The sequence below is a fragment of the Streptomyces sp. NPDC051109 genome (genome assembly GCF_044455885.1).
In the GTDB taxonomy this organism is placed as follows: Bacteria; Actinomycetota; Actinomycetes; order Streptomycetales; family Streptomycetaceae; genus Streptomyces.
The window spans coordinates 15,051-30,133 of the sequence record NZ_JBITFF010000031.1; the positions used below are offsets into that span (position 1 = coordinate 15,051).

General features: G+C 71.9%; 13 protein-coding genes, 1 tRNA gene and 1 pseudogene. 10 read left to right on the forward strand and 5 right to left on the reverse strand.

All coding sequences use genetic code 11. The annotated features are described in order from the left end of the window. Positions 1 to 9 precede the first annotated feature (9 nt). From traB to xerC, 7 genes and pseudogenes are all read left to right on the forward strand, one after another. Positions 10 to 2,057: pseudogene (traB, locus tag ACIBAD_RS34170) on the forward strand (plasmid transfer protein TraB). 171 nt (positions 2,058 to 2,228) lie between these two features. Continuing rightward, complete coding sequence (locus tag ACIBAD_RS34175) at positions 2,229 to 2,708, forward strand: hypothetical protein (RefSeq protein ID WP_398910701.1); 480 nt, start codon at positions 2,229 to 2,231, stop codon at positions 2,706 to 2,708. A gap of 6 nt (positions 2,709 to 2,714) precedes the next feature. Continuing rightward, positions 2,715 to 3,047, forward strand: a complete 333-nt coding sequence (locus tag ACIBAD_RS34180) for a hypothetical protein (protein WP_398910703.1) — start codon at positions 2,715 to 2,717, stop codon at positions 3,045 to 3,047. A 79-nt stretch (positions 3,048 to 3,126) separates the two neighbouring features. After that, entirely contained in the window at positions 3,127 to 4,047 is a 921-nt protein-coding gene (locus ACIBAD_RS34185) for a bifunctional DNA primase/polymerase (protein ID WP_398910705.1), read from the forward strand. 197 nt (positions 4,048 to 4,244) lie between these two features. Continuing rightward, positions 4,245 to 5,483 (forward strand): DUF3631 domain-containing protein, encoded by a 1,239-nt coding sequence (locus ACIBAD_RS34190; protein WP_398910707.1) that lies wholly within the window; start codon positions 4,245 to 4,247, stop codon positions 5,481 to 5,483. 164 nt (positions 5,484 to 5,647) lie between these two features. Further along, a complete protein-coding gene (locus ACIBAD_RS34195) occupies positions 5,648 to 5,845 on the forward strand; it encodes a helix-turn-helix domain-containing protein (protein WP_266633573.1) in 198 nt (65 codons plus the stop codon). After that, complete coding sequence (gene xerC / locus ACIBAD_RS34200) at positions 5,845 to 6,987, forward strand: tyrosine recombinase XerC (protein ID WP_398910710.1); 1,143 nt, start codon at positions 5,845 to 5,847, stop codon at positions 6,985 to 6,987. Before ACIBAD_RS34195 ends, xerC begins: the two co-directional genes overlap by 1 nt. A gap of 63 nt (positions 6,988 to 7,050) precedes the next feature. On the opposite strand, the gene ACIBAD_RS34205 is transcribed toward xerC, so the two are convergent. After that, a tRNA-Val gene (locus ACIBAD_RS34205) sits at positions 7,051 to 7,125 on the reverse strand. Between the two features lie 105 nt (positions 7,126 to 7,230). Between ACIBAD_RS34205 and ACIBAD_RS34210 the strand changes: the two genes are divergently transcribed. The 3 genes from ACIBAD_RS34210 (at position 7,231) to ACIBAD_RS34220 (ending at position 9,599) form a co-directional block, all read left to right on the forward strand. Beyond that, positions 7,231 to 8,475, forward strand: a complete 1,245-nt coding sequence (locus ACIBAD_RS34210) for a hypothetical protein (RefSeq protein ID WP_398910712.1) — start codon at positions 7,231 to 7,233, stop codon at positions 8,473 to 8,475. A gap of 138 nt (positions 8,476 to 8,613) precedes the next feature. Further along, the gene (locus tag ACIBAD_RS34215) at positions 8,614 to 9,315 is read left to right on the forward strand and encodes a DUF4383 domain-containing protein (protein WP_398910714.1); all 702 of its coding nucleotides are present in this window, start codon (positions 8,614 to 8,616) and stop codon (positions 9,313 to 9,315) included. Positions 9,316 to 9,395: 80 nt separating this feature from the next. Beyond that, positions 9,396 to 9,599 carry a zinc ribbon domain-containing protein gene (locus ACIBAD_RS34220; RefSeq protein ID WP_030160452.1) on the forward strand — a complete coding sequence of 68 codons (204 nt, stop codon included), beginning with the start codon at positions 9,396 to 9,398 and terminating at the stop codon, positions 9,597 to 9,599. 81 nt (positions 9,600 to 9,680) lie between these two features. Here ACIBAD_RS34220 and ACIBAD_RS34225 read toward each other — a convergent pair whose 3' ends face one another. From ACIBAD_RS34225 to ACIBAD_RS34240, 4 genes are read right to left on the reverse strand one after another with little or no spacing between them, the layout of a single operon-like run. Next, the gene (locus ACIBAD_RS34225; RefSeq protein WP_134075349.1) at positions 9,681 to 10,340 is read right to left on the reverse strand and encodes an O-methyltransferase; all 660 of its coding nucleotides are present in this window, start codon (positions 10,338 to 10,340) and stop codon (positions 9,681 to 9,683) included. Then, positions 10,337 to 11,191 carry an HAD family hydrolase gene (locus tag ACIBAD_RS34230; RefSeq protein WP_134075350.1) on the reverse strand — a complete coding sequence of 285 codons (855 nt, stop codon included), beginning with the start codon at positions 11,189 to 11,191 and terminating at the stop codon, positions 10,337 to 10,339. Before ACIBAD_RS34230 ends, ACIBAD_RS34225 begins: the two co-directional genes overlap by 4 nt. Then, entirely contained in the window at positions 11,188 to 13,734 is a 2,547-nt protein-coding gene (locus ACIBAD_RS34235) for a phosphoribosyltransferase (RefSeq protein ID WP_398910738.1), read from the reverse strand. Before ACIBAD_RS34235 ends, ACIBAD_RS34230 begins: the two co-directional genes overlap by 4 nt. Positions 13,735 to 13,766: 32 nt before the next feature. Beyond that, complete coding sequence (locus ACIBAD_RS34240; protein WP_134075351.1) at positions 13,767 to 14,933, reverse strand: HpcH/HpaI aldolase/citrate lyase family protein; 1,167 nt, start codon at positions 14,931 to 14,933, stop codon at positions 13,767 to 13,769. Positions 14,934 to 15,083 lie beyond the last annotated feature (150 nt).

Below are 15,083 nucleotides of genomic sequence, written 5' to 3' on the forward strand. Positions count from 1 at the left end.
GAGTGAGTCATGGCCACGACTGAACGCACCACTGTTGAGCAGCAGTACGAAGACCAGCTCCGCGGCGCATCCGACGGCGCGGGGATCAGCGCCTACCTGCTGCACCGGGCCAAGCCCCACCTTCCGCCGTGGCTGTGCGCCGGAGGCGTGGGTCTGGCCGGTGCGCTGGGCAGTCTCGCGTGGGAGGGCAGCGCCGCGGCCGGCGCGTCGGCCTCACTCTCGCGTCCGTCGCCCTCACCGGGGTCACCTGGTGGGCAGGCAAGAGCACCGGGGAGCAGCGCCGCCTGCATTCGGCCATCACCGTCGCCGCCGGATCCGCGTGGCTCACCGGCGCGTGCTTGGCTGGACCCACGGCCGGGGCCCTGCCGGACCTGTACCTGATGGGCGGCCCCGCGCTCGCCCTCTCCTGGAACATCCGCATGGTGCTGCGCCGCAACGTCGACGGCGCTGCCGCAGGGAGTACGGACAAGGGGCTGCTGGAGAAGGTGGGGCTGGCGCGGGCGCAGATCGGGGCGACGTCGGTGGAGCCGAACCGTGTCACCGCGAAGATGGCGCTCGAGGCGGGCGAGCAGACCAACGAGGACGTTGCCCGGGTTCTGCCGCGGATCGCGTCCGCGCTGGACCTGCCGAAGTCCGCGGTCCGCTACATGGGCGACCCCGACTCTGCCCGCCGCGGCGAGCTGGTCATCGTCCCTGAGGACATGCTCGCGCAGGTCGCCGAATGGGAAGGCCCGTCGAACCTGGGCGGGTCCATCTCGGAGCCGCTGGTCATCGGCCGCTACGACGACGGCTCGTCGCTCGTGCTGTGGCTGCCCGGTGACCCGGAGATCAAGCGCAACAGCACGCACCTGCTGATCGCAGGTGGCACCGGTTCCGGTAAGGGCGAGACGGCCCTGAACCTGATGCTGGAGATCCTCTCCCGCCGCGACGTGCTGCTGTGGGTCAGCGATCCGAAGATGTTCCAGGACTTCCGGCCGCTCCTGCCGGGCATGGACTGGTCGGCCGAGGGCGGACCGGACACCGAGGTCATGGTGGAGGCAATCAAGGCCGTCATCCCCGCCCGCACCCGCTGGCTCGGCGCCCATGGCTACCGGCAGTGGATCCCCGAGGCCGCGCAGCAGCAGACCCGTAGGGACCACACGTGCCGCCCCGACGGGCGGCCGTGCGGATGCCCCGGCATGCCGTTCCTGGTCACCTGGATGGAAGAGGCCGCCAACACGCTCCGGCTGATGGGCGACGACGCGTTTACCGGGATCGCTCAGGAGGCTCGCTCCGCTGGCGTCTCCCTGATCGTGTCCCTGCAGCGCCCCTCTTACGACCAGATGTCCACCTCGACCCGGGCGTCCCTGCCGTCCGTGATCGCCCTCGGCTGCGACCCCCGCGACGAAGGGTTCTCCCTCCCGGACACGGTCATCGACGCGGGCGCCCACCCGGGGGCGTGGGGAAACCGGCGACCCGGCTATTGCTACGTCGTCTCGCCCGGCATCCCGGAGGACCGCTACCCCTCCCCGGGCCGCACCTTCGCCGTCCCCCACACCGCCACCCCGACCATGGAGGCCCTCGCCAGGTGGGCGCAGGCCAACGGCGCCACCGCCGACCCCGTCACCGGCGGCGCGGCCCGGACGGTGGCCGGACAGAACTACGCCGGCCGCACCACCCCCGGCAGCGCTCCGACGGTGCGGCCGATCGCCGAGGAGGGCGCCGGGGTGGAAGCGGAATCATCCGGGCTCCTCGTCGACCCGGAGGACGCCGGCATCGATCCTGAGTCCGACCTGCCCGGCGGGGAGGACGGCGACGACATTCCGCTATGGGAGTCCCCCGGGCACAAGCCGTCCCCGGAGGAGGCCCGGGAGCTGTTCGCGGACGCGCTGGACGACTTCGAGACCGCCGGGCAGATGGTGGTTGGTCCGAAGGACTTCATGGACTGGTGCGACCGCCACCAGCTGTCACGACCGTGGGTCTCCGCCCGCCTCAAGGACGCGGCCCTGGACGGGCGGCTGGAGCCGACCTCGGCCACCGGTCGGTGGCGGATCGTCCCCACGCTCAAGATCGCCTGACGCCTGACACCGTCAGGCCGCCGTGACACCCAAACCCCTAGGCAAACCCGCTGTCAGCCCCCGTGACACCCGCCGTCTGACACCCCCTGACAGTCCTGCCTGACACCTCACCCCTCGGGCCCGCGCCACCCACCACGGCGCGGGCCCGACCCACACCCGGGAGGCATGCACATGCCCCACGAACCCGCGCTCCACCACCCCGAACCGATCACCTGGCAGCCTGCACCCGCCCCCGCGCCGACGCACCTGGTTCCCGTCCTGCAGGAGCAGGCGGGCATCCGTCTGGTGACCCTGCCGGACGGGACCCGCACTCTCGCCTACACCCACCCCGCCCCGACCGAACCGGCCCCCGCCCCGACGCCCGCGGCCGGGATCCCGAAGTGGGCGAAGACGACTGCGCTCCTCGTGCCAAGCCTCGGCGGGGGCATCGGCGCGGCCGGAATCGGAATCTCCTACGCCGCCCCGGGGCTGATCGCCATGGCCAACGCCCTGTGGGCTCTGGTCGCGCTCATCGCCGCAGGCGCCGTCCTTCCCGTCCTCGCCCGCGCCGGACGCACCCACGGACGGACCGGCAGCACGACGCATATCACGCAGAACATCACCGCCACCGGCCTGTTCGGCCGCGCCCACGGCACCACCCACCACCGGTAGCCCGGCATGGCCGCGTACCAGTACCTGAACTGGGGCGATGCCAGCCACTACGACCGAACCCGCAACCTGCCCTGCGTCCTCTGCCACAAGCCCACCCCGCTCCGCTCCCGAGCTGGGGAGGCCGTCCACAAGGTGTGCGCGGAGGACTGGAACGCGGGTAACCCGGACCAGCGCCGCCGCTACACCCTCCCCAACAAGGACCAGCCGCAGCACGACGTCGGCACCTGGCGCTTCCACAACGACGGCCCCAACACCCCAACGCGGCGATGGACCACGGTCACCGACCTACGCCCGCTCGGCCCGGACGATGACGGGCCCCTCGAGCTGTTCGCCGCATAACACGACGAGAGCGGCCCCGTCTCGCCAAAGCCGGGCCGCTCTCGTCTTCCAGCACGCTCAAGAACTGGAGACATCCAGCATGACCCAACCGACCACCTTGCCGCGAGACCTGCGGCCTTCGCTGTTAGCCGCCGCCCTCACCGCCGCCGCTCGCGGCTGGCCCGTCTTCCCACTCCTCCCCGGACAGAAGCGACCCGCCCTGCACGGCGAAGACCAGTGCACGAACAAGGGCCCGTGCGCAGGCGGGCACGCGAAGTGGGAGCAGCGCGCCACCACCGACCGGGCCGCGATCGTCCGTTGCTGGACCCACAAGCCGTACAACGTCGGCATCGCAACCGGCCCGGCCGGGCTGCTCGTGGTGGACCTGGACCGGCCCAAGCCGAACAGCAAGAGCGACGCGCCTGACGGCGCGGCGACCTTCAAGGCGCTCTGCGAGCGCGCCGGGCAGGCCGTCCCCACCACCTACCGGGTGCGGACCCCCAGCGGCGGGGAACACCTGTACTTCACCGCCCCAGCCGGACTCCGGCTCGGGAACACGGCGGGCAGGCTCGGCCCGCTCATCGACACCCGCGCCCGCGGCGGATACGTCGTTGCCCCCGGCAGCACCACTCCCGCAGGGACGTACGAGGTCATCGACCCTGCCCCCGTGGCGGAGCTCCCCGCGTGGATCCCCAGCCTGATCGAACCGCCCAAGCCCGCCGTGGTCACCCCGCTGCGGCTTCCGGCCGTCAGCGGCAGCCTTGCTGCGAACGCGGCCCTGGAGCGGGAATGCGAACTGGTCCGGACCGCGCCGCCGGGGCAGGCGAACAACACCCTCAACCGATGCGCCTTCAAGGTGGGGCGCTTCGTCGCGTGGGGCGACATCCCCCGCCACGAGGTTGAGCAGGCCTTCCAAGCGGCGGGGGAGGCGCGGGAACTCACCGCTGCCGAGTGCCGCGCCACCATCCGCAGCGCCCTCGACAGCTCCATCCGCCAAGCCCGGCCCCGGGAAACGGCATGAGCACCCACCCCCATCCCCGCCTGGAAGGCCCCACCCACACCCCAGACGGCACCAACCCCGCCGAACCGGCCCCCGCCACCGTCGGCAGTGGGGCGCCGAGGGTCGTCGCCCGTCAGGGCGTCCGTTCAGCTCTTCGCTCTGACCCGCACATGGCCGTGCCCCCCGCGGCATGCCCTGGATTTCAGGAGGAACGCCGCATGACCGCGCAGCAGACCATCGACGGCGCCGCCCTGCTGGATAGCGTTGAAGCCTTCCACCGGCGGTTCAACGTCTTCCCTCACGAGGCCGCCTACGTGGCCGTGACCCTCTGGGACGCGCACGCACACCTCCTCGACTGCTTCGAGGCCACTCCCCGCCTGGCCTTCCTCTCCCCCGAGCCCGGGTCGGGCAAGTCCCGCGCCCTGGAGATCGTGGAGACCCTCACGCCGCGGGCCGAGACCACCGTCAACGCCTCCCCGAACTCCCTGTTCCGGCTGGTCGATGCTCCCGAGGGACGCCCCACGCTGCTCTTCGACGAGATCGACACCGTCTTCGGGCCCAAGGCGGGCGACAACGAGCCCGTTCGCGGGTTCCTGAACACGGGCTACCGCCGCATCGGCGGCATGCACCGCTGCGTGGGCGACGGTGCGAACCAGAGCGTGCAGAAGTTCTCTTCCTACTGCGCCGTCGCCATGGCCGGGCTCGGCTCCCTGCCCGACACGATCCTGACCCGCTCCGTCATCATCCGGATGCGCCGACGGGCCCCCAACGAGAAGTGCCAGCCCTACCGCCAGCGCATCCACGAGAAGGAAGGCCACGCCCTGCGCGAGCGCCTGGCCACGTGGGCCGACTCCGTCCGGGAGCAGCTCAGCGACGCCTGGCCCGTGCTGCCCGAGGGCATCGTGGACCGGCCCGCAGACGTGTGGGAACCGCTCCTCGCCGTCGCGGAAGCGGCCGGCGGTACCTGGCCCGAGCGGGCACGCGCCGCCTGCCTGGAACTCGTCAACGCCGCACGCGACGACGACGAAGCCTCCCTCGGAATCCGGCTGCTGACCGACCTTCGCGACAAGGTGTTCTGCGACGGAGAGAGGATCCCGACTGCGGTCATCCTCGAACGACTCCTCGGCATGGACGACGGGCCTTGGAACGACGTCGACGACAAGCCCCTCAACTCTCGGGCACTGGCCAAGATGCTTGGCCAGTACGTCACCCCGGAGAACAAGCCGATCAAGCCCCGCACCTTCCGCACCCCGACCGGCACTCCGAAGGGCTACTTCGCCGAGGACCTGAGCGACGCCTGGACCCGGTACTGCCCCCCTGCCCCCGGAGAGTCCAAAACAGCCGCAACATCCGCAACATCGCAGGTCAGCATCGGTGAATTTGTTGCGGATGTCCCCTTCGACATCCGCAACACCGCGCCGGAAGCCGCCACACACTCCGCCGCTGCCACCTCCTGACGCGGCCTCCCCCGGTGCCGCCACATCCGCCGATGTGGCGGCACCCATCCGCAACAAGAACCGGATCCGCAACAGATTCGAGCCTCTGACCTGCCCTGTTGCGGCGTTGCGGCTGTTGCGGATCCCCCAGGCGAAGGAAGACGCACCGTTCCCCGGAGGTCGCATTGAGTTCGACCCTGCCCACGACCCACCAGGCGCTGACCGTGCCCGAGGTCATGGAGGCGCTACGGCTCAGCCGCTTCACCGTCTACAACCTGATCCGCTCGCGCGCCCTCCCGAGCTTCACCGAGGGCCGTGCGCGACGCATCCCCGCCGACAGCGTTCGGGCCTACCTGGAAACCAAGTTGGAGGAAGCCGCCTGATGGCACGCAAGAGGAACCCGAACGGCGCTGGCAGTATCTGGCAGCGCAGCGACGGGCGTTACGAAGCCCGCGTCTACGTCCCCCAGCCCGACGGCACACGCAGCCGGAAGACCGTGTACGGCAAGACCTGGGCAGAGTGCGACGCGAAGCGTCAGGAGCTGGTGCTGCGTGACCGCCAGGGAATCCCGACACCGACTCGCTCGGCGAAGCTCTCCGAGTGGCTGCCGTTCTGGCTGGAGACGTTCGTCAGGAACGACCGCAAGAAGACGACGTACGCGAAGTACGAGACTCACGTCCGCCTGTACCTCATCCCGAATCTGGGCTCCAAGCGTCTGGAGACCCTCGGGGTGCCCGACGTGCGGCGCATGCTGGCCGCTGTGACCGCGCAGGCGTCCGCCGCCACGGCCAAGGAATCGCACCGCGTGCTGCGCAGCGCCCTCACCGCGGCGAACCGGGAAGAGCTGATCAGTCGGAACGTGGCCCAGCTCGTGCCGGCGCCGCGCGTGGTCCAGCGGGAGTTGAAGCCGTGGGATCTCGACGAGACGCTGACGTTCCTTGAGGCCGCTCGGTGCGACCCGCTCTACGCGGCCTTCGTGCTGGCGGTGGCCCTGGGGCTCCGCCGCGGCGAGATCCTCGGGCTCCGTTGGACGGACATCGACCTGGAACGCCGGACGCTCACCGTGCGGAACCAGATCCAGCGCGTACAGAAGGAGCTGTACGCGGACTCGACCAAGAATCGACGCACCCGAGCCATCCCGATCCCGGGGATGTGCGTGGCACCGCTGCGGTGGCAGCGCATGCGGCAGGCCGCGCTGCGGGCCGCCGCCAAGGAATGGGACGAGAGTGACTACGTCTTCACGACACGCACGGGCCGGCCGGTCGAGCCGCGCAACCTCAGCCGGTCCTTCGAGCGGATCGGCCTGGACGCCGGCCTGCCGCGAATCCGGCTGCACGACGCGCGGCATGGGTGCGCCACGCTGCTCTTCGCTGCCGGGGTGGCGCCGCGGGTGGTGATGGAGATCCTGGGGCACTCGCAGATCGCCGTCACGATGAACATCTACACCCATGTGACGGACGGCAGCAGGCGGGAGGCGATGGGGCACATGGACCGGCTGTTGCGCCGTCGGCGGCCGGCCGAGTAGGCAACTGCCGTCACTTGAAGCCGTCAAAGGCCCCCAACCATGATCGGTTGGGGGCCTTCGTGCTGGTGGGCGTGGACGGTTTCGAACCGCCGACATCTGCTTTGTAAGAGCAGCGCTCTACCCCTGAGCTACACACCCGTGGATGAGTGGACAGCCTACATGGCAGGCGCACCCCCCACGCAAACCCGCATCCGTGGGAGAGAATGGACCGGGGCATGGCGGAGGCGGTACGGGAGAGGGATTGTGACGACGGCATCCCGCAGGTGGTTCGGCGGGCGGGACGAGAGTCGGCGGGCGGATGCGCAGGCGGCGAAGGATGCCGCCGCGGCCGCGTTCTACGAGCTGGACACCGCGCAGCGGGATCTGCGGATCTCCATGGAGACCATCGCGGCCGCCGACGGGTCTCCCGCGGCGCGGCAGGCCGGGGAGGGGTTCGCCGCGCTCGGGCAGCGGATCGACCAGGTCAGCCACGTGTACATCGAGGCCGTCGACGCGCACGACCTCGACCGGGTGGACCTGGAGGGGTCCGTCGCCGCGCGGGCGCGGGAGCAGCTGACGCGGGCCCGCGACGAGCTGGTCCGGGTCAAGGGCGAGCTGGACCGCTTCGCCCAGGGGCTGCAGCCGCTGCTGGACAAGGCCGAGACGCAGCTGGCCCGGGTGGCGCCCGCGCGGGAGCGGGCGCGGGCGGCGCTGCTCGCGGCGAGCACGGCGCTGGACGACGTACGGGGCAAGGGGATGCGGGCCGACGAGTTCGCGGCGCGACTGGCCGCGCTCGGGCCCGAGCTGACCCTGCTGAACCAGGGCGCCGCGCAGCACGGGGTGCAGGAGACCATCCAGCGCGCGGACCGGATCCTGCGGGACGCGGAGGCGATACGGGCCGAGGTGGCGCGGCTCCCGGAGCGGGCCGCGGAGATCGACCGGCGGCTGGTGAGCCTGCGGACCCGGGCGCAGGCGCTGCGCAATCGGGCGGACCGGGTGGATCCGGTCCTCAGTGAGCTGCGCCGGCGGTTCAGTGCGGCGTGCTGGCAGGACCTGCAGCAGGTGCCGGATCAGGCCGTACGGGACGTGGCGCGGGCCGAGGAGCAGCTGAAGGAGGCCGCGCGGGCGCGCGAGGAGCAGCGCTGGGCGGACGTGTCGGCTTTGATCGAGTCGGTCCGGGGTGCGCTGGACGCCACCGACGAGGCGGTGTCGGCGGCGCAGGACCGGCTGTCGCGGCTGGAGGCGGTGGCGCGGGACCCGCAGGCGGAGGTGCAGCGGACCCGGTTCGCGATCCGGGATGCGCAGCGGCTGGCGATGGAGGGCCGCAGTGTGCCCGATCCGCGGCACGCGCGGCCGCTGGACGAGTCGGTGGCGCGGATGGAACGGGCGCTCGCGGGGCTGGAGGAGCGGCATCCCGACTACTGGCATTTCCTTCAGGAGATGGAGCAGGTGCGGGCAGCCGTGGGGCGGGTCGTCTCCGACATCCGCGGCGGGCGCGGGAGCGGCTGAGGTCGGCTGAGGTCCACGTCGGCTGACGTCGGCCACCTCGGCCGACGCCGCCCGGGGCCGGCCGAGGTCAAGGGGGTCCGCGCTTGTCGCGGAGGGGCCATCGGCGGATGCTGGAGGTGGCTGGAATAGGAGGGCGTGATGGCTGCCCACACTTCGCACACCTCTCGTGAACCCGACGCACCCCCCGTGACCGCTCCGCACGCGGCCTACGGGTGCCACGAACCGCACGAGCACTACGCGCCGTACGTGGCCCACGGGCCGATCGAGCTCCCCGCACCGCACGTCCCCTACCTGGTGCGGCGCATCGCACGTCCCGTCAACACCCGGCTCGACGAGCACCTGCCCACCGACCACAAGCTCAGTAAGGTGTACCGGGTGGGCGCGGGCCTGATGGGGCTACTGCTGGTCGCCTTCGGGATCCTGGGCCTCATCGACCGGATCGGGTTCTTCGACACCGGTGGCGCCACTGTGATGGCGCTGAACACCAACGGCGCGCTGAGCGTCCTGTCGATCTGCATCGGGCTGCTGCTGTTCGTGGGGATGGTGATCGGCGGGAACTTCGCCTCCACCCTCAACATCGTGCTGGGGCTGGCCTTCATCGCCAGCGGGTTCGTGAATCTGGCCCTGCTGGACACCGGGCTGAACTTCCTGGCCTTCAAGATCCAGAACGTGCTGTTCAGCTTCGTCGTCGGCGTGATGCTGATGTGGTTCGGGATGTACGGGCGGGTGGGCAGCGCGCTGCCGCACGACAATCCGTACTGGCGGGCCCGCCACCCCGAGCAGGCCGCACGGGAGGACCGGGCCGCGGCAGCCGCCGGCAGGCTCAGCCACGGCTTCTAGGTTTCTGGGCTTCTGGGCTTCTGGGCTTCTGGGCTTCTGGGCTTCTGGGCCGCCGCCGCCCCTGTGGGTAGCCTGGGGCCATGCCTCGTTACGAATTCCGCTGCCGGACCTGCGAAGACACCTTCGAGGTCAGCCGGCCCATGGCCGAGTCCTCCGCGCCCGCCGACTGCCCGGCCGGGCACGCCGACACCGTGAAGCTGCTCTCCGCCGTCGCCGTGGGCGGGACCAGCAGCGCCCCCGCCCCGTCCGGCGGGGGCTGCTGCGGTGGCGGAGGCTGCTGCTGACCGGAAAGCGCCGTACGCGCCGGACGCGCGGGACGCGCCGGGTCCGCGTGCCGGGCCTGGCACGCGGACGACCCGCCAGCGCTAGCGCTTGCGCGACAGGGTGAGGCCGTCCGAGATCGCCAGCAGGACCGACTCCATGCGGGTGTCCGCCGCGACGTGCTCGTTGTACGCGCGGACTCCCGCCGCCGAGCCCGTCGCGGACTCGTCCAGGACCCTGCCGTGGAACAGCGTGTTGTCCGTGACGATCAGCCCGCCCGGGCGCAGCCGCGGAACGAGCTCCTCCCAGTACGCGATCTGGCTTTCCTTGTCCGCGTCCACGTAGGCCATGTCGATGTGCGGTTCCTGCGGCATGGCGCGCAGCGTGTCCAGCGCCGGGGCGATCCGCAGGTCGATCCGGTCGGCGACGCCCGCCGCCTCCCAGGCCTCGCGCCCGTACGCCGTCCACTCCTCCGAGACGTCGCAGGCGACGAGCACGCCGTCCGCGGGCAGGGCCTGGGCCATCGACAGGGTCGAGAAGCCGGTGAAGGTGCCGACCTCGACGATGTGGCGGGCCCCGGTCAGCCGGACCAGGAAGGCCAGCAGCGGCCCCTGCTCCTCCGCCGACTGCATGCCGGCGACGTCCGGGAACTTCTCGTACGTGGTCGCCACCAGCTTCTGCTGGACGGGATCCAGTGGAGGGTTGTGGTCGAGCATGTAGCGGTACAGCTCATCGGTGATCTTGGTGCTGTTGCCCTTGGTCATGCGCCCAGTGTGCCGACATCGCCGACCGGCCGGACACCCTTCCGGGCCACCGCCCGCGCGAAGGCCCGTACGATCTCCTCCCCCGCCAGCACGCCCGCCGCCGCCAGGGCCGTGACCGTCGGCGCCGTCCAGCCCGCGTCGGCCAGTTCTCCGTGCCCCGGCCGCCAGGCCGCGTCCGCCGCCAGCAGGAGGTCGGCGTCCAGCAGCGAGTCGCCGGCGGCGAGGGTCGTGGTCGCGCCCGTACGGCGGGCCACCTCGCGCATCGCCGCGCTCTTCGTCAGCGGACGGGGCACGGCGTAGATCTTGCGGCCCTGGAGGGAGACCGTCCAGCCGCGCCCGTCGGCCCACTCCGTCAGCGCCTTGACCCACTCCTGCGGCACCAGGGCGCGTTCGACGACCAGGTACGCGAACAGGTCCTCCGCGATCCGCGCCTTGCGCAGCCACGCCGGGTCCGCCGTCGCCAGCAGGTGCGCGTTCACCTCCTCCAGCGGGGCGCACTCCCGGGCCAGTCGCGCGGCCACCTGGCGCCGCCAGTCCCGGTCCGGGACGCCGTCCACGAGCAGCTGCCCGCCGTTGGCGCAGATCGCGTACGGGGCCGGGCGCCCGGGGAAGCGGATGCGCTGGTACTGCTTGCGCGTACGGGTCGTCGTCGGGACGAAGACCACCGCGGGATCTGCCGCCAGCTCGGCCAGCAGCGCCGCCGCCGTTTCCGTCATGTACGACAGCGGCTTGCTCTCGTGCACCTCGACGCACAGCAGGCGCGGGGCCACCGGGTCGGGCATGGTCAGGCCGAGCGCGGCCGCCGAGTAGATGAGCGTGCGGTCGAGATCACTGGCTACCAGGACAGTCACTTGGAGGTCACGGCCTTTCCGTCGGCGCCGGTCGCGCCACGCGTGAAGCGGGGGTGGATGAGTCCTACGCAGGTGTAGGGGAGCCCGTCGACCTCTTCCACCGGCACGCCCCGCTGCTCCGCGAGCAGCCGTACGTGGTCCAGGTCCGCCCCGGCGCCGCGCTGCGCGAGGATCTTCCACGGCACGCGCCGCAGCAGCACCCGCGTCGTCTCGCCGACGCCGGGCTTGACCAGGTTCACGTCGTGGATGCCGTACTCCTCGCTGATCCGCTCGACCGCCGCCCAGCCCTCCCAGGTGGGCGTGCGGTCGGCGGCGAGGAGCTCCTTGACCTCGGCGTCGACGGCCTCGGCCACCTCGTCGAAGCGGGCGGCGACGGTGTCGATGAAGCCGGTGGAAACATCGGCTCCGGCGAGTTCGCGGTAGAACTTCGCGCCGTGGAAGTCGGCGGGCCCGACCAGGTCGGACCTGAGGACCGTACGCGATATCAGTCCGGAAACGGTGGAATTGAGGCAGGCGGAGGGGATGAGGAAGTCCTCGCGGGTGCCGTACGTGGACACGCAGGAACCGGGGTCGGCGAGGACCACGATCTCCGGGTCGAAGCCCGGGCCGCCCGCTTCCCGGTGGGCCTCCAGTGCCGCCGCGAGCTCGCGCGTGATGGCCCCCTTGCCCGTCCAGCCGTCCACGAAGACGACGTCCGCGGGGTCGTGGTGGGCGGCCAGCCAGCGCAGGGCGTTGGGGTCGATGCCGCGGCCGCGCACGATGGAGACGGCGTAGTGCGGCAGGTCCAGGCCGTGCCGGGCCCGGGCCCAGCGGCGCATCAGGACACCGACGGGGGTGCCGGCGCGGGCCAGCGAGACGAGGACCGGGGAGGGCGACCGCTCGGCGAGGACGGTCTCGGTGACCGTGCCGACGGCCCGGGCGATACGGGCGGCGGACGCGGTCAGCGCGCTCTGGTAGAGCTCCTGGTACTGGGGTGACGGCTGGTACTCGACTGGCAGCGACTCGGCGTAGTGCGCGCCGCCGGCCTGGATGGCCTCCTCGCGTTCCTCGGTCGGGGCCTCCAGGGCCGCGCCGGAGAGATCCTGGAGCAGCCAGCCGCAGTCCTCCGGGGCGTACGAGGAGAAGGCCGGTCCGCGCAGCGGCTCGGGCAGGATCGGCTCGGGCATGATCGGCTCCCGCCGGTCGGAGGAAACGCCGGAGGAGGTGTCCGGGGTGTACGAGGGGACCAGCGCGAGCAGGACCCGGCCCGCGTGCGGGGCCAGGCGCGCGAGGAGCCCGTCGGGGGCGTGCAGCGCACCGGTGTCCCCGTGGGTGTCGGCGACGGCGACGACGGTGTCGAAGCCGGCGCCCGCGACGTTGTAGGCGTAGCGGTCGCCGGGTCCGTCGGCGGGCGTGTCGTGGGCGGGGAAGACGAGCCGGGAGCGGATGGCGTAGCCGGGGTCGTCGACGGCGAGCACGGGCGAGCGGGTGGTGGTCGAGAACCGGACCTCGGCCGCGGCCCCGGACTCCTCCAGGGCGCGCGCGAGGCGCAGCGGCGCGTACATGAGCTCCTCGTTGCCGAGTACGAGGACCCGACCGGGCTCGGCTCCGAGCGCGTCGGCGAGCTGTCGGGCCAGCGCGGGCAGGGCCGCTTCGAGCCGGGCGCGGTGCTCGGGGGTGAACCCGTGCCGGCCGCCGTCCGGGACTCCGGCGGGCCAGTCCAGCACGATCCGCCCGACGGGGGCCGCGGCGGAAGCGGGGGCCCTGTCCGAAACGCCCGGAGCCGGAACGCCGGGAGCCGGAGCGCCCGGGGCGGGAACGCCGGGAGCCTGAGCGCCCGCGCCCTGGCGTTTGTACTCCTCGACCAGTGCCTGTCCCTTGGCCAGGACCCCCTCGGGGAGGTGCACCGTCCCGGAGGCGAGCGCGATGAGGTCGACGCGCGCGCCGATCTCGGCGGCGAAGGCGGTGAGCCGCCCGCGGTCGGCCGGGGAGCGCATGTCGACGAGGGCGACGACCACGTAGTGCGCGCGGGGGTGGCGGGCGTGCAGGTCGCGGATGGTGTTCAGGACGGTGTTGCCGGTGGAGAACTCGTCGTCGACGAGGACCAGCGGTCCGCTGCCGGCCAGCAGTTTCGGGTCCTCCGGCAGCAGCAGGTGCGAGGTGGCGTGCGAGTGCGCCTCCTCGAACCCGCCGGCGGGCTCGACCCCGGGCACGGGGCGGCGGGTCGAGTGCAGGTAGGGGGTCGCTCCGAGGCCGTCGGCCACGCAGTGCCCGAGCCCGGTCGCCGTCTCGGCGTACCCGAGGACCACCGCGGCGGCGGCCTCGTCGCCCAGCAGGGCCCGGACGCGCTCGCCGAGGCCGTACCCGGCGGCGTACACGGCCCGCGGGGACTGCGGGACGTGCTTGCCGAGCACCTGCGAGACGAGCAGGTGGGCCCGCTTCGGGTTGCGCCGCAGGGCCAGGCCGAGCAGTTCGTCCAGCCGCGGCGACCCGGGGTCGCCGGCCTCCTCCAGGCGTACGCCCAGCCGCTCGGCCACCCAGGTTCCCGACCACACCGCGTCGATCGTCTTGTCCTTCTCCGTAGTCGAGGGCCGGGTCACAGCTGGAGTCCGGCCGTGAGCAGGTCGACGAAGCCGACCTCCTCCTTCGCCACGCCGAAGACCTCGGCGCGCAGCATGGTGCGCTCGGCCCAGGCCCGGTGGGGCTTCACTTCGTTCATCTTGTTCGTGTAGGCGGAGCGCATGACCCCGCCGCCGCCGCGCTCGGGGCGCAGGATGTCCTGGGCGTCGCTGAACTCCTCGTGGGAGACCACCGACAGCGCGTGGACGGGGGTGACGTGGGCGGGGTGGATGCAGGTCTTGCCGAGGAGTCCGTTGGCCCGGTCGAGTTCGATCTCGCGCAGGAGCCCGTCGAGGTCGTGCTCGATGAGGGTGGTGCGCAGCTCTTCGGCGCCTTCCTGGAGGAAGGGGCTGCGGCGCAGCTGGGGCTTGAAGAGGCGCTGCTGGTTGCGGAAGTACTCCCAGACGGGTCCGGTGACGGTGAAGCCGGTGCCGTCGGCGCGGCTGAGCACGTTGACCACGTCGGCGATGACTCCGGCGACGATCTGCACGTCGTAGGCGGTCATGTCCGGGGTGCGGCGCAGTCCGTAGACCGAGCAGAAGTCGGTGACGCCGAGGCGCAGGGCCAGGACGCGGTCGCGGTACCGGCCCACGGTGCGGGAGATGCCGGCGAGGGCTTCGACGCGGGTTTCGAGGTGGAGGAGGTCGGGGGTCTCCAGGACGGGCATGGCGTACAGCGGCCGCTGTCCGTGGGCCGCCTCGGCCTGGGCGACGGCGTCGAGGAAGGCGGTTCCGCGGCTCTCGGTGAACTTGGGGAGTACGAATCCGGCCAATCTGCGGGCCGCGCCGCCGAGGCGGTGCACGAGGTCGGGTATCTGCTCGGGGGTGCGGACCCGGATGAAGAGGAGCGGGAGCTCTTCGCCGTCGGCGTCGAGGGCCGCGAACTGGCGGACGAGGTTGTCCTCGGCGTCGGCGACCTCGGCGTCGCTGATCGAGTCCTCCAGGCAGAGCACCATGGAGACGACCCCGCGGGCGGCCTGCTTGCGGACGTCCCCGGCGAGGTTCGGGCGGGTGGCGGGGCTGTAGAGGGTGGCTCCGAGGGCGGCGGAGAGAATGCGGGCGGGGGAGGCGGCGGTGAACTCGGCCGGCTCCTGGTGGAAGAGGTCCTTGCGGACGGTGGGCGATATGTGCCCGAAGTGACGCATGTGCTTCCCCCGTACTGCCTCGGCGGCCCCAGTGGCGTGGCCGGTAATAGTACGTACGAACGTGAGTCAAGAGTTCCTCAAGCACATGAAGTTCAGGTAACCCTCTTGCACAATGCCCAGGTCTTTCTTTCGCGACAAGGCCCTGCGGGG